Below are 18,297 nucleotides of genomic sequence, written 5' to 3'. Positions count from 1 at the left end.
GGTCGGGGCCGGGTCGGGGGGTGTCCGTCCTCGGAACGGCGCGGAATCGGTCGGCCACGGAAGTGACGGTGTTGACGCGCCAACCGCTGCGGGCGGACACCCCCCGACCCGTCCCCTTCCCGCCGTACGCGGCCAACCCGCCGTAGCTCGCGCGCAGGCCGCCCCGCCGCTGCTGCGGGCAGTCCGTCCGGGCCCGCCCAGCTGCGGGCAGTCGTGCCGCTGGGGCGGCACGGGTGGGCGCAGCGGCACCCCGTAGCGCCGGGCCGCGCAACCCACCCCCGCGCCCACACCCGCGCCGGGTGCCGGCCCCACGCCCCGCCGCGCAGCGCCCCGCACCCGCGCCGGGGCCCAGATCCACGCCCCGCCGCGCAGCGACCCGCGTCGGCTACAGCCGCCCCAGTACCTGCGTCAGCAGTGCGCCCATCCGCGTGGCGGAGTCGCGGCCCGCCTGCAGGACCTCCTCGTGGTTCAGGGGCTCACCCGTCATGCCCGCCGCGAGGTTGGTCACCAGCGAGATGCCCAGCACCTCCGCGCCCGCCTCGCGGGCCGCGATCGCCTCCAGGACCGTCGACATGCCCACCAGGTCGGCCCCGATGACGCGGGCCATGCGGATCTCGGCCGGGGTCTCGTAGTGCGGGCCGGGGAACTGGGCGTAGACGCCCTCCTCCAGCGTGGGGTCGACCTCCTTGCACAGGGCGCGCAGGCGGGGGGAGTAGAGGTCGGTGAGGTCGACGAAGTTGGCGCCGACGATGGGGGAGGTGGCCGTGAGGTTGATGTGGTCGCTGATCAGGACCGGCTGGCCGGGGCGCATGCCCTCGCGCAGGCCGCCGCAGCCGTTGGTGAGGATCACCGTCTTGGCGCCGGCGGCCACGGCCGTGCGGACGCCGTGGGCGACGGAGGCCACCCCGTGGCCCTCGTAGTAGTGGGTGCGGCCCAGGAAGACCAGCGCGCGCTTGTCACCGATGGCGTACGAGCGGACCTTGCCGCCGTGGCCCTCCACCGCCGGCTTCGGGAAGCCGGGGAGCTCGGTGACCTGGAGATCGGCCTCGGGGGCGCCCAGGGCGTCCACGGCCGGTGCCCAGCCGGAGCCCATCACGAGGGCGACGTCGTGGGTCTCGGCGCCGGTGAGTTCGCGCAGGCGGGCCGCGGCGGCGTCGGCGGCGGCGTACGGGTCGCCCTGGATGTCGTCCGGAAGAAGAGATGCGTTCACGCCGAAGAGGGTAGCCGGTTTACGCCTACGCGCGTAGATGACGGAGCCCACGGGACGGCGATCGTTGCCTTGTCGTTTCCGACGAACCGCCGGCCCGGTCAGCAGGGGCGCTTGCGGAGTGCCATGACGTAGTCGTGGGGTGCGCCGGCGGACTCGGCGGCGTCCGCCACCTCGCCCAGGTAGCGGGCGGAGGGCAGGCCGCCCTCGTAGGCGTTCAGGACGTACGTCCAGGCGCCCTCCTCGCCGTCCAGGGTGTGGACCCGTACGCGCGTGCGACGGTAGATGTCCAGACCCACGCCCTCCCAGCGGTCCAGCGAGTCCTCGTCCATCGGCGCGACGTCGTACAGCGACACGAACACCTGCGAGGCGGGATCCTCGACGAGTGTCGCGAGGGCGCCCTCCCAGCCCATGTGCTCGCCCCCGAAGGTCAGCCGCCACCCGTTCAGCCAGCCGGTGGCGCGCAGCGGCGAGTGCGGGGCGCGGCGGGTCATCAACCGCGCGTCGAGGTTGCCGGCGTACGCGGCGTAGAGCGACATGGGGAGAGGGTACGGCAGCGCCCCGGCGTCGCTCCGGTATCGAGGGTGCCCCCGGGCGGCCGGGCACGGGACGGTGCGGGACAATGGAGTACGTGACTCGGATCGTGATCATTGGCGGCGGACCCGGCGGATACGAAGCGGCGCTGGTGGCCGCGCAGCTCGGCGCGGAGGTGACCGTCGTCGACTGCGACGGTCTGGGCGGGGCGTCGGTGCTGACCGACTGCGTGCCGTCCAAGACCCTGATCGCCACGGCCGAGGTGATGACCACCTTCGACTCCTCGTACGAGGAGCTGGGGATCATCGTCGCCGACGACACCCCGCCCATGGAGCAGGCCGCCCGGGTGGTGGGGGTCGACCTGGGGAAGGTCAACCGGCGTGTCAAGCGGCTCGCCCTGGCGCAGTCGCACGACATCACCGCCTCCGTGACCCGCGCCGGGGCGCGGGTCGTGCGCGGGCGCGGGCGGCTGGAGGGCATGCAGGCCCTCGACGGGTCGCGGAAGGTCGTGGTGCGCGCCGCCGACGGGAGCGAGGAGACGCTCACCGCGGACGCGGTGCTCATCGCCACCGGCGGGCACCCCCGTGAGCTGCCCGACGCGCGGCCCGACGGCGAGCGGATCCTGAACTGGACCCAGGTGTACGACCTGGACGAGCTGCCGGAAGAGCTCATCGTCGTCGGCTCCGGTGTGACCGGTGCCGAGTTCGCCGGTGCCTACCAGGCGCTAGGGTCGAGGGTCACCCTCGTGTCGTCGCGGGACCGGGTGCTGCCCGGCGAGGACCCGGACGCCGCGGCCGTACTGGAGGACGTGTTCCGGCGGCGCGGTATGAACGTCATGTCGCGTTCCCGGGCCCAGTCCGCCAAGCGGGTGGGGGACCGGGTCGAGGTCACGCTCGCCGACGGGCGTGTCATCACCGGGTCGCACTGTCTGATGGCCGTCGGCGCCATCCCCAACACCGAGGGGATGGGCCTGGAGGAGGCCGGGGTCAAGCTGAAGGACTCCGGGCACATCCAGACCGACCGCGTGTCGCGGACCTCGGCGCCCGGTGTGTACGCCGCCGGTGACGTCACCGGCGTCTTCGCGCTCGCCTCGGTGGCCGCGATGCAGGGGCGGATCGCCATGTACCACTTCCTCGGCGACGCCGTCACCCCGCTGAACCTCAAGACCGTCTCCGCCAACGTCTTCACCGACCCCGAGATCGCCACCGTCGGGTACTCGCAGGCCGACGTCGACGCCGGCAAGATCGACGCCCGGGTGGTGAAGCTGCCGCTGCTGCGCAACCCGCGCGCCAAGATGCAGGGCATCCGGGACGGCTTCGTCAAGATCTTCTGCCGGCCGGGCACCGAGATCGTCGTGGGCGGTGTCGTCGTGGCGCCGCGCGCCTCGGAACTCATCCACCCCATCTCGATCGCGGTCGACAACAACCTGACGGTCGAGCAGATCGCGAACGCCTTCACCGTGTACCCCTCGCTTTCGGGATCGATCGCGGAGGTGGCGCGGCAGCTGCACACGCGGAAGGCCGGCGGCGAGGGCTAGGCGCCGGGTCCGGGCGGCCGGAATCGACTCCCCGGCGGTTACGGGGAGTCGCGTCGCTTGCGGGTGGCATAGGCGGGCGGGGTAGGCGTGTATACCACTTCCAGGTCTGCTGTGCGAACAACTTCTGCTATTCAGCGCATACTGCTGAAAGCAGACGGTCGTTGGGGTTACTGTCAGTTTCGTGTTCGCTGCAGAACGTCGCCAATTGATCCTCGAAATGGTGCGAGCGAACGGAGCCGTGTCGCTCCGTGAGCTCGCCCGCGTCGTCCAGACCTCCGAAGTGACCGTACGGCGGGACGTGCGCGCACTGGAGGCAGAAGGACTCCTCGACCGCCGGCACGGCGGTGCGGTACTGCCGGGCGGGTTCACGCGGGAGTCCGGTTTCCCGCAGAAGTCCCATCTCGCGACCGCCGAGAAGACGGCCATCGCCGATCTCGCCGCGAGCTTCGTCGAAGAGGGCGAGGCCATCGTGGTGGGGGCCGGGACCACCACGCAGGAGCTGGCACGCCGGCTCGCGCGGGTGCCCGGGCTGACCGTCGTCACCAACTCGCTGCTGGTGGCCCAGGCCCTGGCCCATGCCAACCGGGTCGAGGTCGTGATGACCGGCGGCACCCTCCGCGGGTCCAACTACGCCCTGGTCGGGTCGGGAGCCGAGCAGTCCCTCCAGGGGCTGCGCGTGTCCAAGGCCTTCCTGTCCGGGAGCGGGCTGACGGCGGAGCGGGGGCTGTCCACGTCCAACATGCTGTCGGCGTCCGTCGACCGCGCGCTGGTGCAGGCCGCCGCCGAGGTCGTCGTCCTGGCCGACCACTCCAAGCTGGGCACGGACACCATGTTCCAGACCGTGCCCACGGACGTCATCACCCGCCTGGTCACGGACGAGCCACCCGCCCACGACGACCGTGCCGGCACCGAGCTCCAGGCCCTGGCCGACCAGGGCGTGCAGATCGCCGTGGCCGGGGCCTCGGGAAGCGGGACGGGTGACTCCGGGGCCCCGGGAGGCTCGGGAACCACGGGGGGTGATGCCGTCCCGTCGCGTCAGCAGCGCCGGGACGTGCCGGTTCCGGGGCCACGCCGACAGGTCCCGGGCGCGGCGGCGGGGCTGCGGTCGGCCGCGTCCCTGGGTGAGCAGAACGCCGGGGCGGAGCGGACGCGCGTCGCCGATCTGCGCCGACGCTGAGCCGCCCGTACGGTCCGTCGCGTCCCCGGCACCACGACGGGGCGCCCGGCGGACCGGTTGTTGTGGTCCGCCGGGCGCCCCGGTCGTCCTGCGGTCGTGCGCGTGTCAGTCCTTGATCTCGCAGATCACGGCGCCCGAGGTGATGGACGCGCCGACCTCGGCGCCCAGGCCCTTGACGGTGCCGGACTTGTGGGCGTTCAGGGGCTGCTCCATCTTCATGGCCTCCAGGACGACGATCAGGTCGCCCTCCTGGACCTCCTGGCCCTCCTCCACCGCGATCTTCACGATGGTGCCCTGCATCGGCGAGGCGAGGGTGTCGCCGGAGGCCGCCGGGCCGGACTTCTTCGCCGCGCGGCGCTTCGGCTTGGCGCCGGCCGCGAGGCCCGTGCGGGCCAGGGACATGCCCAGCGAGGACGGGAGGGAGACCTCCAGGCGCTTGCCGCCGACCTCGACGACGACCGTCTCGCGGCCTCCGTCCTCGTCCGTCTCCGCGTCGGCGGGGGCGGTGAAGGGCTTGATCTCGTTGACGAACTCGGTCTCGATCCAGCGGGTGTGGACCGTGAACGGGTCGGTGGAGCCGGTCAGCTCCGGGGCGAAGGCCGGGTCGCGCACGACCACCCGGTGGAACGGGATGGCGGTGGCCATGCCCTCGACGGTGAACTCGTCCAGGGCGCGCGCGGCCCGCTGGAGCGCCTCGGCGCGGGTGCGGCCGGTGACGATCAGCTTCGCCAGCAGGGAGTCCCACGCCGGGCCGATCACGCTGCCGGACTCGACGCCCGCGTCCAGGCGGACGCCCGGGCCGGTGGGCGGGTTGAAGGTGGTGACGGTGCCGGGGGCGGGCAGGAAGCCCCGGCCCGGGTCCTCGCCGTTGATGCGGAACTCGAAGGAGTGGCCGCGCAGCTCCGGGTCGCCGTAGCCCAGTTCCTCGCCGTCGGCGATGCGGAACATCTCGCGCACCAGGTCGATGCCGGCGACCTCCTCGGTCACCGGGTGCTCGACCTGGAGGCGGGTGTTGACCTCCAGGAAGGAGATGGTGCCGTCCAGGCCGACGAGGAACTCGACGGTGCCGGCGCCGACGTAGCCGGCCTCCTTCAGGATCGCCTTGGAGGCCGAGTACAGCTCGTCCCTCTGCGCCTCGGACAGGAACGGGGCGGGGGCCTCCTCGACCAGCTTCTGGTGGCGCCGCTGGAGCGAGCAGTCACGGGTGGAGACGACGACCACGTTGCCGTGGGTGTCGGCCAGGCACTGGGTCTCCACGTGGCGGGGCTTGTCGAGGTAGCGCTCGACGAAGCACTCGCCGCGGCCGAAGGCGGCCACCGCCTCACGGACGGCGGAGTCGTACAGCTCGGGGACCTCCTCCAGCGTGCGGGCGACCTTGAGGCCGCGTCCGCCGCCGCCGAAGGCCGCCTTGATCGCGATCGGCAGGCCGTGCTCCTTGGCGAAGGCCACGACCTCCTCGGCGCCCGAGACCGGGTCCGGGGTGCCCGCGACCAGCGGGGCGCCGGCGCGCTGGGCGATGTGGCGGGCGGCGACCTTGTCACCCAGGTCGCGGATGGCCTGCGGGGGCGGGCCGATCCAGATCAGGCCCGCGTCCAGGACCGCCTGCGCGAACTCGGCGTTCTCGGAGAGGAATCCGTAGCCGGGGTGGATGGCGTCCGCGCCCGACTCACCGGCAGCTTTGAGGACCTTGGAGATGTCCAGGTAGCTGGTGGCGGGGGTGTCACCACCCAGGGCGAACGCCTCATCCGCGGCGCGGACATGCAGAGCGTCCCGGTCCGGGTCCGCGTAGACGGCCACGCTCGCGATCCCGGCGTCCCGGCAGGCCCGGGCCACGCGGACAGCGATTTCGCCACGGTTGGCGATGAGCACCTTGCGCACGATTGAGGCTCCCTCCTTGAAACAAGCCGAGTTTAGGGACTGCCGACACGGCACTTCGACCCGTCCCCAATGGTGAGCTTGCCCACACGGAGCGTGATTCGAGGCTCGCTCGACCCGTGAAATCCCTTGTACGGCCGTGACACGCGGGACTCCTCGGGGAAACCCTAGCCCTCCCGTGTGGTCAAGGTCTCTGTGAGAGCGTGCCGCGCGCCACTCCGTTTCTTTGTGGAGTCCCTACGAATGGCCCAATGATTCTTTGCTCGTGACCGACCCCTTGTCGCGTTGTTTACCCGTTAGTAGCGTTCGCGATGTCTCGAACGTACCTGGGGTAACAGCCGCTCCGTGCGGCAGCGGTCGAAAGTGGGTGGGGACCGGTGGCGGTGCGCAGGCCGGTGGCGTGGATCCTGGCGGTCGTGCTCTTCGCCGAGGCGCTCGGCGTCGCGGCGCTGAACTGGTTCCTGGGGATCGTCGTCGACCGGCAGGACATGTCCCTGGCCGGTCTCGACCCGGACGTGATGTCCACGTCCTCGAAGGCCGGCGGGGTGGTCTTCGGGCTCTACTTCGCGCTGTGCGGGCTGGTCTCCCTGCGCGTGGCGCTGCGCGACCGCCCGCCCGCCGGCTTCGGCCGGATCCTGCTGGTCAGCGTGGCCGTGGTGCACGGGCTGCTCGGCGCCGTCACCTGGGGACTGGTGGGCCCCAAGGCCTTCCTGTTCATGATCGTCGTCCTCGGCCTCGTCGTGCTGCTGCTGATGAGCCACGACGCCCACGAGGAGCGCGCGTCCGGGCGGGCCGGGCACGGCGAGGACGACGACGGCTCCCCGGTCAGCCCTCCGCCGGCGCCCACAACTCCGTGATGCCGACACCGAGGTCCGCGAGGAGACGCCGCAGCAGCGGCAGGCTGATGCCGATCACGTTCCCGTGGTCGCCGTCGATGCCGTCGATGAACGGGGCCGAGCGGCCGTCCAGGGTGAAGGCCCCGGCGACGTACAGGGGCTCGCCGGAGGCGACGTAGGCCGCGATCTCCTCGTCGGTCGGCTCGCCGAAGCGGACGACGGTCGAGGCGGTGGCGGAGACGTGGCGGCCGGAGGCGGTGTCCCAGACGCAGTGGCCGGTCTGCAGCGTGCCCGCCCGGCCGCGCATCGCCTTCCAGCGGGCGGTCGCCTCCTCGGCGTCCGCCGGCTTGCCGAGGGCCCGGCCGTCCAGGTCGAGCACCGAGTCGCAGCCGATCACCAGAGCGCCCCGCACCTCGGGCTTCGCGGCCACGACGGAGGCCTTGGCCTCGGCGAGGGCGAGGGCGAGCTCGGCGGGGGTCGGCGCGGTGACCGCGTCCTCGTCGACGCCGCTCACGAGCACCTCGGGGGCGAGCCCGGCCTGGCGCAGCAGGCCGAGCCGGGCGGGGGACTGGGAGGCGAGGACGAGTCGGCGGCGCGGCTGCTGGTCTGTCATGGGATCAGGGTATCGGCGGCGTCAGGGCCGCCGGTGCCTCACCGCACGCCGATGACGATCATCGCGAGGATCATGGCCGACGCCAGGCAGACGCTCAGCCGCCGCAGCATGGCCTGCATGTCGCGCAGTTCCTCGGGCGGCTCGTTCTCGGGGTCGGACCACAGCATTCCACCAGCGTGGGGCCGGGCGGGGGAAGGGCGCCTGAGTACGCGTACTCAAGAAGGGGCGCGGGTTGTCGTGCTGTGCGCGGTTCCCCGCGCCCCTGAGTCCGTGGCCGTCACCTCGGCCAGTAGGTGCGGCTCCACGAGGCCGGGCCGGGCTGGGGTAGGCGGCGGGCCGCGATGCGGGACGGGTCGGACCAGGCGTCCCTGGTGCTCGGTGCGCCGGACGGCTCCGTCCCCGCCGCCGCGGCGCGTGCTCGGACCACCGCCAGGGCGGCGGCCAGCTCCTCCGGGGTGGGGTTGCCCCGTACGACCTTGATCACGTCAGGCTCCTCAGAGGGGGATGTTGCCGTGCTTCTTCGGGGGGAGGGATTCCCGCTTGGTGCGCAGCTGACGCAGGCCGCGGACGATGTGGCGACGGGTGTCGGCGGGCATGATCACCGCGTCGACGTAGCCGCGTTCGGCCGCCGTGTAGGGGTTGAGCAGGGTGTCCTCGTACTCCTGGATCAGGCGGGCGCGGGTGGCGTCCCCCTCTCCGGTGGACTCGGCCTCGGCGATGGTGCGGCGGTGCAGGATGTTGACCGCGCCCTGGGCGCCCATGACGGCGATCTGCGCGGTGGGCCAGGCCAGGTTGAGGTCGGCGCCCAGGTGCTTGGAGCCCATGACGTCGTAGGCGCCGCCGAAGGCCTTGCGGGTGATGACGGTGATGAGGGGGACGGTGGCCTCGGCGTAGGCGAAGATCAGCTTGGCGCCGCGGCGGATGATGCCGTCGTGCTCCTGGTCGACGCCGGGCAGGAAGCCGGGGACGTCCACGAAGGTGATGACCGGGACGTTGAAGGCGTCGCAGGTGCGGACGAAACGGGCCGCCTTCTCGGAGGCGGTGATGTCCAGGCAGCCGGCGAACTGCATCGGCTGGTTGGCGACGATGCCGACCGGGCGGCCCTCGACCCGGCCGAAGCCGGTGAGGATGTTCGGCGCGAACAGCGGCTGGGTCTCGAAGAACTCGGCGTCGTCGAGGACGTGCTCGATGACGGTGTGCATGTCGTAGGGCTGGTTCGCCGAGTCCGGGACGATCACGTCCAGTTCCCGGTCCTCGTCGGTGACCGTGAGGTCGGCCTCCTCGGGGAAGGCGGGGGGCTCGGAGAGGTTGTTGGACGGCAGGTACGACAGCAGCTGCTTGACGTACTCGATGGCGTCCTTCTCGTCGCCGGCCATGTGGTGGGCCACACCGGAGGCGGTGTTGTGGGTGCGGGCGCCGCCCAGCTCCTCGAAGCCGACGTCCTCGCCGGTGACGGTCTTGATGACGTCGGGGCCGGTGATGAACATGTGCGAGGTCTGGTCGACCATGACCGTGAAGTCGGTGATGGCGGGGGAGTAGACCGCCCCTCCCGCGCACGGGCCGACCACCAGGCTGATCTGGGGGATGACGCCGGAGGCGTGGGTGTTGCGGCGGAAGATCTCGCCGTAGGCACCGAGCGAGGCCACGCCCTCCTGGATGCGGGCGCCGCCGGAGTCGTTGATGCCGATGACCGGGCAGCCGGTCTTCAGCGCGAAGTCCATGACCTTGACGATCTTCTGGCCGTAGACCTCGCCGAGGGCCCCGCCGAAGACGGTGAAGTCCTGGGAGAAGACGGCGACCGGGCGGCCGTCGACGGTGCCGTAGCCGGTGACGACGCCGTCGCCGTAGGGACGGTTGGCGTCCAGGCCGAAGTTGGTGGAGCGGTGCCGGGCGAACTCGTCCAGCTCGACGAAGGAGCCCTCGTCGAGCAGGAGGCCGATGCGCTCACGGGCCGTCAGTTTGCCCTTGGCGTGCTGCTTCTCGACGGCGCGTTCCGAACCGGCGTGCGTCGCTTCCTCGATACGGCGCCTCAGATCCGCGAGCTTGCCCGCGGTCGTGTGGATGTCGGGCTGCTGCTCTTCCGGCTCGGACATCGGGATGCGGCTCCCTGCCTGCTCAAAAGGGGGGACGGTTACTCATCCGTAGAGTAGTAGGGGCCCCTGCGATCGGCAGTGCGGTGTTTCCCACACCTATCGTGGCTTGCATGACGCCCCGAGATGCCTCCGACCCCTCCCGCAGCCGCTGGTCCGACCTGGACCGGCCGCCCCTCAACACCACCGCGCTGCGCCGCGGGCTGGTACGGGAGGGAGGACTGTGGCGGCAGGTGGACGTGGTGCAGCGCACCGGATCGACCAACTCCGACCTCGTGGCCCGCGCCGCCGAGGGGAGGGCGGACGAGGGGGCCGTCCTCGTCGCCGAGGAGCAGACCGCCGCGCGCGGCCGCCTGGACCGCCGGTGGACGGCACCGGCACGCTCCGGCCTCTTCTTCTCCGTACTGCTGCGGCCCGCCGAGGTGCCCGTGGCCCGCTGGGGCTGGCTGCCGCTGCTCACCGGCGTCGCGGTGGCGACCGGGCTGTCCCGGACCGCGGGTGTCGACACGGCCCTGAAATGGCCCAACGACCTCCTCGTGACCGTCGGTGACGAGGAGCGCAAGGCCGGCGGCATCCTCGCCGAGCGGGCCGGCGACGACGGGGTGGTCATCGGCGTCGGTGTCAACGTCAGTCTGCGGGCGGACGAACTGCCCGTGCCGCGGGCCGGGTCGCTGGCGCTGGCCGGCGCCGTGAGCACGGACCGCGACCCGCTGCTGCGGGGGGTGCTGCGGTCCCTGGAGGACTGGTACGGGAAGTGGCGGGAGGCAGGGGGCGACCCGGCGGCCGGCGGGCTGCAGGAGACGTACGCGGCAGGGTGCTCGACGCTCGGGCGGATGGTGCGGGCGGAGCTCCCGGGGGAGCGGTCGCTCGTGGGCGAGGCGGTGGCCGTGGACGGGGACGGCCGGCTGGTGCTGGCCACGGAGGCGGGGGTGCAGGAGCCCGTGGGGGCGGGGGACATCGTGCACCTGAGGCCGGCGTGAGCGCGTTCCCCCTGCCGGCCGGGGCCTGAGGAGGAGGCGCTTGAGGAGGAGGCCGCGCAGGCCGGGAACGGAGGTCCGGGGCGGGCCCCCGTCCAGGGCCCGGACCGGCGCCGGGACGCCACCGGTCGGCTCCGCCTGGCGGAGTGAGCTGGGGCACACCTGACGTAAAGTTGGGGCCGGTCGATAGACCGCGGCAGATCGGAAGGGCAGCAGGCGTGACCGTCGACGACACGGGCTCCGGCGCGGACGGGGACGGCCGGGTGGACCCCGAGCCCGCCCCGGACTCCGCCGACTCCGGCGAGGACCCGCTCGCGCTGCGCCTCGAAGGGCTCATCCTGGGCGCCGAGCGCCGCTACACCCCCTTCCAGGCCGCCCGCAGCGCGGGCGTCTCCATGGAGCTGGCCTCCCGTTTCTGGCGGGCGATGGGCTTCGCCGACATAGGCCAGGCCAAGGCGCTCACCGAAGCCGACGTCCTCGCCCTGCGGCGCCTGGCCGGCCTGGTGGAGGCGGGGCTGCTCAGCGAGGCCATGGCCATCCAGGTGGCCCGGTCCACCGGGCAGACCACCGCCCGGTTGGCCGAGTGGCAGATCGATTCCTTCCTGGAGGGCCTGACCGAGCCTCCGGAGCCGGGAATGACCCGCACCGAGGTGACGTACCCCCTGGTCGAGCTGCTGCTGCCGGAGCTGGAGGAGTTCCTCGTCTACGTCTGGCGGCGCCAGCTCGCCGCCGCCACCGGACGCGTGGTGCAGGCCGGCGACGACGAGGAGATGGTGGACCGGCGCCTCGCGGTCGGCTTCGCGGACCTGGTCGGCTTCACCCGGCTGACCCGCCGCATGGAGGAGGAGGAACTCGGCGAGCTGGTCGAGGCCTTCGAGACCACCGCCGCCGACCTGGTGGCCGCGCGCGGCGGACGGCTGATCAAGACCCTCGGCGACGAAGTGCTGTACGCCGCCGACGACGCGGGCACGGCCGCCGAGATCGCGCTGCGCCTCATCGAGACGATGGCGAACGACGAGACCATGCCCGAGCTGCGCGTCGGCCTCGCCTTCGGCACGGTGACCACCCGGATGGGCGACGTCTTCGGTACGACCGTCAACCTGGCCTCCCGGCTCACCTCCATAGCCCCCCGGGACGCCGTCCTCATCGACACCGCCTTCGCGGAGGAGCTGGTCCGCACGGGCGACGCCCCGGCCTCGGAGGCGGCGGCGGCCGAGGAGGCCGCCGCCGCGGACAAGGAGGGCGTCCAGCCGCCCACGTACCGCTTCGCGCTCCAGCCGATGTGGCAGCGGCCGGTGCGTGGTCTCGGCGTCGTCGAGCCGTGGCTGCTGACGCGACGGGGCGACGGCGCGGAGTCGTAGCGGGTCAGTCCTCGCCGTCAGTCCTCGCCGGCGAACAGGTCCAGGCACAGGCCGATCACCGGCACGCACAGTCCCGGACGGTCCGGATCCGGGGCCGGCGGCGTACTGCGCACCGGTGGCGGGGTGGTGGCCGGAGGCGGCGCGGGCGCGTCGGACCGCGGTGGCCGGGGCGAGCCGGGCGACTGCGGATTCTGCGGCTTCTGCGGAGATCGCGACGACTGCGGTGGCCGCGCGGGGCGGGGGGCCGGTGGCCGGTCGCCCGATTCCGGGGCGGCCGGGCGGGGCGTCGCGGAGGGGGAGGCGGCCGGGGAACCGCTCGCGGAGGAGCCCGGTATGAGGCCCCGCCCCGGAGTGCCGCCCAGACCGCCCAGGGCGGAGGTCGCCGACGGGCTCACCCCGGGTGAGCCCGCGGTGCTCGCGGGTGCCGCCCGGTCCCTCGCGGTCGCCCGGTCCCCGCCCGTCTCCACGCGGGGTGCGGCCCCGGCGCCGAAACCGCCGGCGTCGCCGCCTCCGGGCCCGGGCACCAGGCGCACGAGGCTCAGCGCGCCGGCCGCCAGGGCGAGGCCGCCCGCGGCGAGCAGCGCCTTGCGGGGGCGGGGCCGACGGTGCCGGCCGCGGCGGCCCCACACGTCCCGCGGCCTGGTCGGGCGCTGCGGCTTCGCCGGTGTGCCGGTCGTCATGATCCCTCCCCGGTGCGCACGCGCCCCCGCTGCGCCGTGGCGGAGCGACGGTATGCGCTGCCGTCGGCCGCTGTGCGGGGGTCGGCGTGATGTCACTCGAACGGGTGGGCGGGGTGCGTGGGGAGCGGGTGCGCCCGGCCTTTCCCCGCTCCGGTCCGCCTGCGATGATCGGACGGTCGAGTTGTTAACCCGCGTTAACCGGAGGGTGTCATGAGCGAGGAGCGGTTCGGAGAGTTCGTCCTGGTGCGCCGGCACGGGGACGGGCATGTCGCGGAGCTCGCCCTCGACCGGCCGAAGGCCATGAACGCCGTCTCCACCGCGATGGCCCGGTCCATCACCGCGGCGTGCGCGGCGCTGGGCGAGGACCGCGGCGTACGGGTGGTGGTCCTGACCTCGACCCACGAGCGGGCGTTCTGCGTCGGGGCCGATCTGAAGGAGCGCAACTCCTTCTCCGACGCCGACCTGCTGCGGCAGCGGCCGGTGACCCGGGGGGCGTACACGGCGGTGCTCGAACTGCCCGTGCCGACGGTCGCGGCCGTGCACGGGTTCGCGCTGGGCGGCGGTTTCGAGCTGGCCCTGTCGTGCGACGTGATCGTGGCCGACCGTACGGCGGTGGTGGGGCTGCCCGAGGTGTCCGTCGGGGTGATCCCGGGCGGCGGCGGGACGCAACTGCTGCCGCGGCGGGTGGGTGCGGCGCGCGCCGCCGAGCTGGTGTTCACGGCGCGGCGGGTGGAGGCCGGGGAGGCACGCGAGATCGGGCTCGTGGACCAGCTGGTGGAGGAGGGCCGCGACCGGGAGGAGGCGCTGGACCTCGCCGCCCGGATGGCCGCGAACTCGCCCGTGGGGCTGCGGGCGGCCAAGCGGGCCCTGCGGCTCGGGCACGGACTGGACCTGCGGGCCGGCCTCGAGGTCGAGGACGCGGCGTGGCGGTCGGTGGCGTTCTCGGGGGACCGGGCGGAGGGCGTGGCGGCGTTCAACGAGAAGCGGCCACCGCGGTGGCCCGGGGAGTGACTCGGCCGTGGGTCACGGACAGGCGGCGCACCCGCCCGCCCGGGCCGCCCGGTGATCGCGGAGGAGAGCGTTCGGCCGGCGGGGGCCGGGCGTGGCCGGGCAGTGTGCGAGCCGTAGCCCTGGCGGCGTCGCGAGTGGTGTGCCTCGGCGGCGACCTGGGCCGTGCCGTCGGTGGTGTCCTGGGCCGTGCCGTCGGTGGTGCCCTCGGTGGTGTCCCGAGCCGTGCCGTCGGTGGTGTCCTGGGCCGTGCCCCCGGTGGTGCCCTCGGTGGTGTCCCGAGCCGTGCCCCCGGTGGCGACCTGGGCCGTGCCCCCGGTGGTGCCCTCGGTGGTGTCCCGAGCCGTGCCCTCGGTGGCGTCCTGGGCCGTGCCCCCGGTGGCGTCCCGAGCCGTGCCCCCGGTGGCGACCTGAGTGGCGGCCCTGGCGGGTGCCCCGTGCCGTAGGCCCCGGTGGCGGTCCGGGGCGCGGTGCCCGGTCCGTGTGCCGGGGCGTCGCCCCCGCCGCGCAAACGGCTCAACCGCCGGAGGCCTCGTGTCTGCCTTCTCCGTAAATCTCCCTAGCCTGGAGTGATGGGTGAGGACAGGCGGCTCGCGGCCGTCGTGGCGTTGGCGCAGGGCATGGCCGCCGCGCACAGCTCGCGTGAGGCGTGGCGGGCGGCGGCCGCCGGCGCGTGCCTCGCGCTGGGCGGCAGCTTCGCCGCGCTGTCGGTGTGGGAGCGCGAGCTGGGCCGGCTGCGGGTCCTGGTGAACGTCGGCCGGCGGGCCGAGGACGAGGAGGAGTTCCCGGAGGACGAGTCCTACCCCGTGCACCAGTTCGCGGAGATCACCGAGTTCCTGCACGAGCGCTGGGCCGGTGGCGGCGAGCCCGACGCCTGGGTCGAGACGGCCGAGGGACCCGCCGCCGGGCGCCCCGGTTACGTGCACCAGCGCGTCGCCGCCCTGCGCCGCCGGGGCCGCGGCTGCTGTGTGGTCGCGCCGATCGTGCTGCACGGCCGCGCCTGGGGCGAGCTGTATGTGGCGCGTCCGGTGGGGGAGCCGGTCTTCGAGCGGGCCGACGCCGACTTCGCCACCGTGCTGGCCTCGGTCGTCGCCGCCGGGATCGCGCAGACCGAGCGGCTGGAGGAGGTCCGGCGCCTCGCGTACACCGACGCGCTCACCGGGCTGGCCAACCGCCGCGCGGTCGACTCGGGGCTGGACGAGGCCATCGAGCGGCACCGCGACGAGGGCGTCGTCGTCAGCCTCGTCGTGTGCGACCTGAACGGCCTCAAGCGGGTGAACGACACCCACGGGCACGCGGTCGGCGACCGGCTCCTGGAGCGTTTCGGGTCGGTGCTGTCGCTGTGCGGGGCGATGCTGCCGGGGGCGCTCGCGGCGCGGCTCGGCGGGGACGAGTTCTGTCTGCTCGCGGTCGGACCCTCCGCCGACGCGGTGGTGAAGGCGGCCGAGGAACTCTGCCGTCGGGCGGCCGAGCTGGAGCTCGGCGACGGCGTGGCCTGCGGGGTCGCCTCCACGGAGGACCCGGTCGGGCCGGTGCGCTCCGCCCGCCGGCTGTTCCGGCTCGCCGACGCCGCCCAGTACCGCGCCAAGGCCGAACGGGCGGCCCGTCCGGTCGTCGCCGGCCGTGAGGGGCCGGACGACCCCGTCGTACGGCTCGCGGACGAGCCGTCCCGGGAGGAGGACGGGGAGCGCAGGCGGTTCCGCGGTCGGCACTCCCCGGAACCCTGACGGACGCGGTGCGGTGGTAAGGGGCGCAAGCGGCACCCAGCAGTGACGCATCCCCTCGTGACATCATCGAATTCACTGCGTACGCTCCTGAATATGGATATGCACACTGTGGTGGTGGGGACGTCCGGGGTCACCGCGTCCGACGTTCTCGCCGTGGCGCGCGCCGGCGCCCGGGTCGAACTCTCCGACGACGCGGTGGCCGCCCTGGCAGCGGCGCGCGGGATCGTGGACGCGCTGGCCGCCAAGCCGGACCCCGTGTACGGCGTGAGCACCGGGTTCGGCGCCCTGGCGACCCGTCACATCAGCCCGGACCTGCGGGCCCGGTTGCAGCGCAACATCGTCCGCTCGCACGCCGCCGGAATGGGCCCGCGCGTGGAGCGCGAGGTCGTACGCGCGCTGATGTTCCTGCGGCTGAAGACCGTCTGCTCCGGGCGCACCGGCGTGCGCCCCGAGGTCGCGCGGACCATGGCCGACGTGCTCAACGCCGGGATCACCCCGGTCGTGCACGAGTACGGCTCCCTCGGCTGCTCCGGCGACCTTGCCCCGCTGTCGCACTGCGCCCTCACCCTCATGGGCGAGGGGGAGGCCGAGGGCCCCGACGGGACCGTACGGCCGGCCGGTGAGCTGCTCGCCGAGCACGGGATCGCCCCCGTGGAGCTGCGCGAGAAGGAGGGCCTGGCCCTCCTCAACGGCACCGACGGCATGCTCGGCATGCTGGTCATGGCCCTCGCCGACCTCGACACCCTCTACAAGTCCGCCGACGTCACCGCCGCGCTGACCATGGAGGCCCTGCTCGGCACCGACAAGGTGCTCGCCCCCGACCTGCACGCCATCCGCCCGCACCCGGGGCAGGCCGCCAGCGCCGCCAACATGCTCGCCGTGCTCAAGGGCTCGGGCCTGACCGGGCACCACCAGGACGACGCCCCCCGCGTCCAGGACGCCTACTCGGTGCGGTGCGCGCCGCAGGTCGCCGGCGCCGGACGCGACACCATGGCCCACGCCGCCCTGGTCGCCGAACGGGAGCTGGCGTCGGCGGTGGACAACCCCGTGGTCCTGCCCGACGGACGCGTGGAGTCCAACGGCAACTTCCACGGCGCCCCGGTCGCCTACGTGCTGGACTTCCTCGCCGTGGCCGTCGCCGACCTCGGCTCCATCGCCGAGCGGCGCACCGACCGGCTGCTGGACAAGAACCGCAGCCACGGTCTGCCGCCGTTCCTCGCCGACGACGCCGGCGTGGACTCCGGCCTGATGATCGCCCAGTACACGCAGGCCGCCCTGGTCAGTGAGCTGAAGCGGCTCGCCGTACCGGCCTCCGCGGACTCGATCCCGTCCTCCGCGATGCAGGAGGACCACGTGTCGATGGGCTGGTCGGCGGCGCGCAAGCTGCGCACGGCCGTCGGCAACCTCACCCGCGTCATCGCCGTCGAGCTGTACGCCGCCACCCGTGCGATCGAGCTCCGCGAGGGCCTCACCCCGGCGCCGGCCACGCAGGCCGTCATCGACGCCGTACGGGCGGCCGGTGTCGAGGGTCCCGGGCCGGACCGCTACCTGGCGCCCGACCTCGCCGCGGCGGACGCGTTCGTGCGCGCCGGGCGCCTGGTCGCGGCGGCGGAGACGGTCACCGGGCCGCTGCGGTGACGTGGCCCGCGGGGCCCGACCGGAAGGACGGGCCCCGCGGCATGGCCGGAAAGGCCGAAAGAACGTCAGGTTCCCTCAGAGACCGAGGCGTTCCCGGCGTACCGAATACCCGACGAAACCGGCGCCGAGTCCGAGGCAGAGGGTGCCGCCGACGACGTACGGCGTGCTGTCGAAGCTTCCGGTGTCGGCCAGGCGGGTCGTGCCCCCACCGGTGGCCGCGCTGCTCGTGGAAGCGGCCCTGGCCTGCTCGGTGACCTGCGGCGACGCGCTCGCGGCGGCGGCCTCGAGCGCCGGTGTCTCGGGTGCCGCGTTCGCGGACGGGATGAACCACAGGGCACACAGCAGGCCGCCCGCGGCGGCGGCGGTCAGCAACGGACGGCGAGCGGATGACACGGAATATCGATCCCCTTGTGGCGCTGGCGAATTGGCCGTGTGGGCAGATGTTAGTGAAAGGCGCGGGTCACAGGAAAGTCACGGGAGCGGCCGGCCTTACGCTCCGGGCATGAGTACTCCAGAGACATCACGTTATGTACGGATTCGCGTCGAGCTCGTCCTCGAGATCGGCGACGAGGAGGCCGTCACCGGGGCCGCGCTCCAGTCCCTCGCGGACGACACCGGCCTGCCCGACGCGGAACGGGCGCACGCCGAGCGGGCTGTGACGGAGGACACGGCGGAGGCGCTGGCCCACCTCGTGGATCCGTTCGACCTGGTCGGTGGGGTGCCCGGGGTCGAGCTCCGGCAGGCGTCCTGGAGCAGTGAGCAGGTCGACTACGACCCCGACTCGCCGGAATGGGATCTCGACGAGGATGATGACGACGAGAACGACCCGGAAGATGATGAAATGACGGTCGGCTGACGCCGTGTGGGGGAGAAACGTGGCCCCGGGCGGCAACCGCCGTCCGGGGTTTCGTCGTCTCACGGGGCGCACCGACCGGCCGCCGCACCGATCGCGTCGCCTTCCGCCTCCGCGTGAACGTGGCGTGCCCCACATCCGAGGGCGATGCGGAACGGGACGAACCGGTCGTAGCGTTGAGAGT

At 73.4% G+C, this 18,297-nt stretch carries 19 protein-coding genes; 10 read left to right on the top strand and 9 right to left on the bottom strand.

Features of this window, described 5'->3' with window-relative positions; genetic code table 11:
• Positions 1-385: 385 nt before the first annotated feature.
• Both KUM32_RS09340 and KUM32_RS09335 read right to left on the bottom strand, forming a co-directional pair.
• Complete coding sequence (locus tag KUM32_RS09340) at positions 386-1,210, bottom strand: purine-nucleoside phosphorylase (RefSeq protein WP_217141338.1); 825 nt, start codon at positions 1,208-1,210, stop codon at positions 386-388.
• A gap of 98 nt (positions 1,211-1,308) precedes the next feature.
• Positions 1,309-1,746 carry a gamma-glutamylcyclotransferase gene (locus tag KUM32_RS09335; RefSeq protein ID WP_217141337.1) on the bottom strand — a complete coding sequence of 146 codons (438 nt, stop codon included), beginning with the start codon at positions 1,744-1,746 and terminating at the stop codon, positions 1,309-1,311.
• 83 nt (positions 1,747-1,829) lie between these two features.
• On the opposite strand from KUM32_RS09335, the gene KUM32_RS09330 reads away from it, so the two are divergent.
• Positions 1,830-3,278 (top strand): NAD(P)H-quinone dehydrogenase, encoded by a 1,449-nt coding sequence (locus tag KUM32_RS09330; RefSeq protein WP_217141336.1) that lies wholly within the window; start codon positions 1,830-1,832, stop codon positions 3,276-3,278.
• A gap of 181 nt (positions 3,279-3,459) precedes the next feature.
• Positions 3,460-4,455: a DeoR/GlpR family DNA-binding transcription regulator gene (locus KUM32_RS09325; protein ID WP_217141335.1), complete on the top strand. Its 996-nt coding sequence runs from the start codon at positions 3,460-3,462 to the stop codon at positions 4,453-4,455.
• Between the two features lie 105 nt (positions 4,456-4,560).
• On the opposite strand, the gene KUM32_RS09320 is transcribed toward KUM32_RS09325, so the two are convergent.
• A complete protein-coding gene (locus KUM32_RS09320) occupies positions 4,561-6,333 on the bottom strand; it encodes a biotin carboxylase N-terminal domain-containing protein (protein ID WP_217141334.1) in 1,773 nt (590 codons plus the stop codon).
• 374 nt (positions 6,334-6,707) lie between these two features.
• On the opposite strand from KUM32_RS09320, the gene KUM32_RS09315 reads away from it, so the two are divergent.
• Positions 6,708-7,187 (top strand): hypothetical protein, encoded by a 480-nt coding sequence (locus KUM32_RS09315; RefSeq protein WP_217141333.1) that lies wholly within the window; start codon positions 6,708-6,710, stop codon positions 7,185-7,187.
• On the opposite strand, the gene KUM32_RS09310 is transcribed toward KUM32_RS09315, so the two are convergent.
• From KUM32_RS09310 to KUM32_RS09300, 4 genes are all read right to left on the bottom strand, one after another.
• Complete coding sequence (locus KUM32_RS09310) at positions 7,156-7,779, bottom strand: nucleoside triphosphate pyrophosphatase (protein ID WP_217141332.1); 624 nt, start codon at positions 7,777-7,779, stop codon at positions 7,156-7,158. The genes KUM32_RS09315 and KUM32_RS09310 overlap by 32 nt on opposite strands.
• A gap of 38 nt (positions 7,780-7,817) precedes the next feature.
• The gene (mmpB, locus tag KUM32_RS44685) at positions 7,818-7,946 is read right to left on the bottom strand and encodes a morphogenic membrane protein MmpB (protein WP_302185127.1); all 129 of its coding nucleotides are present in this window, start codon (positions 7,944-7,946) and stop codon (positions 7,818-7,820) included.
• A 110-nt stretch (positions 7,947-8,056) separates the two neighbouring features.
• A complete protein-coding gene (locus tag KUM32_RS09305; protein WP_217141331.1) occupies positions 8,057-8,263 on the bottom strand; it encodes an acyl-CoA carboxylase epsilon subunit in 207 nt (68 codons plus the stop codon).
• A 10-nt stretch (positions 8,264-8,273) separates the two neighbouring features.
• Positions 8,274-9,872, bottom strand: a complete 1,599-nt coding sequence (locus KUM32_RS09300) for an acyl-CoA carboxylase subunit beta (protein ID WP_217141330.1) — start codon at positions 9,870-9,872, stop codon at positions 8,274-8,276.
• A gap of 110 nt (positions 9,873-9,982) precedes the next feature.
• Here KUM32_RS09300 and KUM32_RS09295 point away from each other — a divergent pair, with 110 nt between their 5' ends.
• Positions 9,983-10,849 carry a biotin--[acetyl-CoA-carboxylase] ligase gene (locus KUM32_RS09295; RefSeq protein WP_217141329.1) on the top strand — a complete coding sequence of 289 codons (867 nt, stop codon included), beginning with the start codon at positions 9,983-9,985 and terminating at the stop codon, positions 10,847-10,849.
• A 215-nt stretch (positions 10,850-11,064) separates the two neighbouring features.
• Positions 11,065-12,207 (top strand): adenylate/guanylate cyclase domain-containing protein, encoded by a 1,143-nt coding sequence (locus tag KUM32_RS09290; RefSeq protein ID WP_217141328.1) that lies wholly within the window; start codon positions 11,065-11,067, stop codon positions 12,205-12,207.
• Positions 12,208-12,224: 17 nt separating this feature from the next.
• Here KUM32_RS09290 and KUM32_RS09285 read toward each other — a convergent pair whose 3' ends face one another.
• Positions 12,225-12,887 carry a hypothetical protein gene (locus KUM32_RS09285; RefSeq protein WP_254405233.1) on the bottom strand — a complete coding sequence of 221 codons (663 nt, stop codon included), beginning with the start codon at positions 12,885-12,887 and terminating at the stop codon, positions 12,225-12,227.
• 210 nt (positions 12,888-13,097) lie between these two features.
• Here KUM32_RS09285 and KUM32_RS09280 point away from each other — a divergent pair, with 210 nt between their 5' ends.
• The 4 genes from KUM32_RS09280 (at position 13,098) to hutH (ending at position 17,260) form a co-directional block, all read left to right on the top strand.
• Entirely contained in the window at positions 13,098-13,898 is an 801-nt protein-coding gene (locus KUM32_RS09280) for an enoyl-CoA hydratase/isomerase family protein (protein ID WP_217141327.1), read from the top strand.
• Positions 13,899-14,069: 171 nt separating this feature from the next.
• Entirely contained in the window at positions 14,070-14,309 is a 240-nt protein-coding gene (locus KUM32_RS09275) for a hypothetical protein (RefSeq protein WP_217141326.1), read from the top strand.
• A 158-nt stretch (positions 14,310-14,467) separates the two neighbouring features.
• Complete coding sequence (locus KUM32_RS09270) at positions 14,468-15,622, top strand: diguanylate cyclase domain-containing protein (RefSeq protein WP_217141325.1); 1,155 nt, start codon at positions 14,468-14,470, stop codon at positions 15,620-15,622.
• 99 nt (positions 15,623-15,721) lie between these two features.
• A complete protein-coding gene (hutH, locus tag KUM32_RS09265; RefSeq protein WP_217141351.1) occupies positions 15,722-17,260 on the top strand; it encodes a histidine ammonia-lyase in 1,539 nt (512 codons plus the stop codon).
• Positions 17,261-17,335: 75 nt separating this feature from the next.
• On the opposite strand, the gene KUM32_RS09260 is transcribed toward hutH, so the two are convergent.
• On the bottom strand, positions 17,336-17,653 hold the full coding sequence (locus KUM32_RS09260) for a hypothetical protein (RefSeq protein ID WP_217141324.1): 318 nt from the start codon (positions 17,651-17,653) through the stop codon (positions 17,336-17,338).
• A gap of 109 nt (positions 17,654-17,762) precedes the next feature.
• Here KUM32_RS09260 and KUM32_RS09255 point away from each other — a divergent pair, with 109 nt between their 5' ends.
• On the top strand, positions 17,763-18,116 hold the full coding sequence (locus KUM32_RS09255; RefSeq protein ID WP_217141323.1) for a hypothetical protein: 354 nt from the start codon (positions 17,763-17,765) through the stop codon (positions 18,114-18,116).
• The last annotated feature ends 181 nt before the right edge of the window (positions 18,117-18,297 follow it).

The sequence above is a fragment of the Streptomyces sp. AC627_RSS907 genome (genome assembly GCF_019049165.1).
This window is presented reverse-complemented; position numbering and strand designations above follow the sequence as displayed.

Bases quoted from the DNA above. Each gene is read 5' to 3' on its own strand.
- KUM32_RS09335 (WP_217141337.1), bottom strand. From the start codon at position 1,746: ATGTCGCTCTACGCCGCGTACGCCGGCAACCTCGACGCGCGGTTGATG.
- KUM32_RS09330 (WP_217141336.1), top strand. From the start codon at position 1,830: ATGGAGTACGTGACTCGGATCGTGATCATTGGCGGCGGACCCGGCGGA.
- KUM32_RS09310 (WP_217141332.1), bottom strand. From the start codon at position 7,779: ATGACAGACCAGCAGCCGCGCCGCCGACTCGTCCTCGCCTCCCAGTCC.
- mmpB (WP_302185127.1), bottom strand. From the start codon at position 7,946: ATGCTGTGGTCCGACCCCGAGAACGAGCCGCCCGAGGAACTGCGCGAC.
- KUM32_RS09300 (WP_217141330.1), bottom strand. From the start codon at position 9,872: ATGTCCGAGCCGGAAGAGCAGCAGCCCGACATCCACACGACCGCGGGC.
- KUM32_RS09295 (WP_217141329.1), top strand. From the start codon at position 9,983: ATGACGCCCCGAGATGCCTCCGACCCCTCCCGCAGCCGCTGGTCCGAC.
- KUM32_RS09285 (WP_254405233.1), bottom strand. From the start codon at position 12,887: ATGACGACCGGCACACCGGCGAAGCCGCAGCGCCCGACCAGGCCGCGG.
- KUM32_RS09280 (WP_217141327.1), top strand. From the start codon at position 13,098: ATGAGCGAGGAGCGGTTCGGAGAGTTCGTCCTGGTGCGCCGGCACGGG.
- KUM32_RS09270 (WP_217141325.1), top strand. From the start codon at position 14,468: ATGGGTGAGGACAGGCGGCTCGCGGCCGTCGTGGCGTTGGCGCAGGGC.
- hutH (WP_217141351.1), top strand. From the start codon at position 15,722: ATGCACACTGTGGTGGTGGGGACGTCCGGGGTCACCGCGTCCGACGTT.
- KUM32_RS09255 (WP_217141323.1), top strand. From the start codon at position 17,763: ATGAGTACTCCAGAGACATCACGTTATGTACGGATTCGCGTCGAGCTC.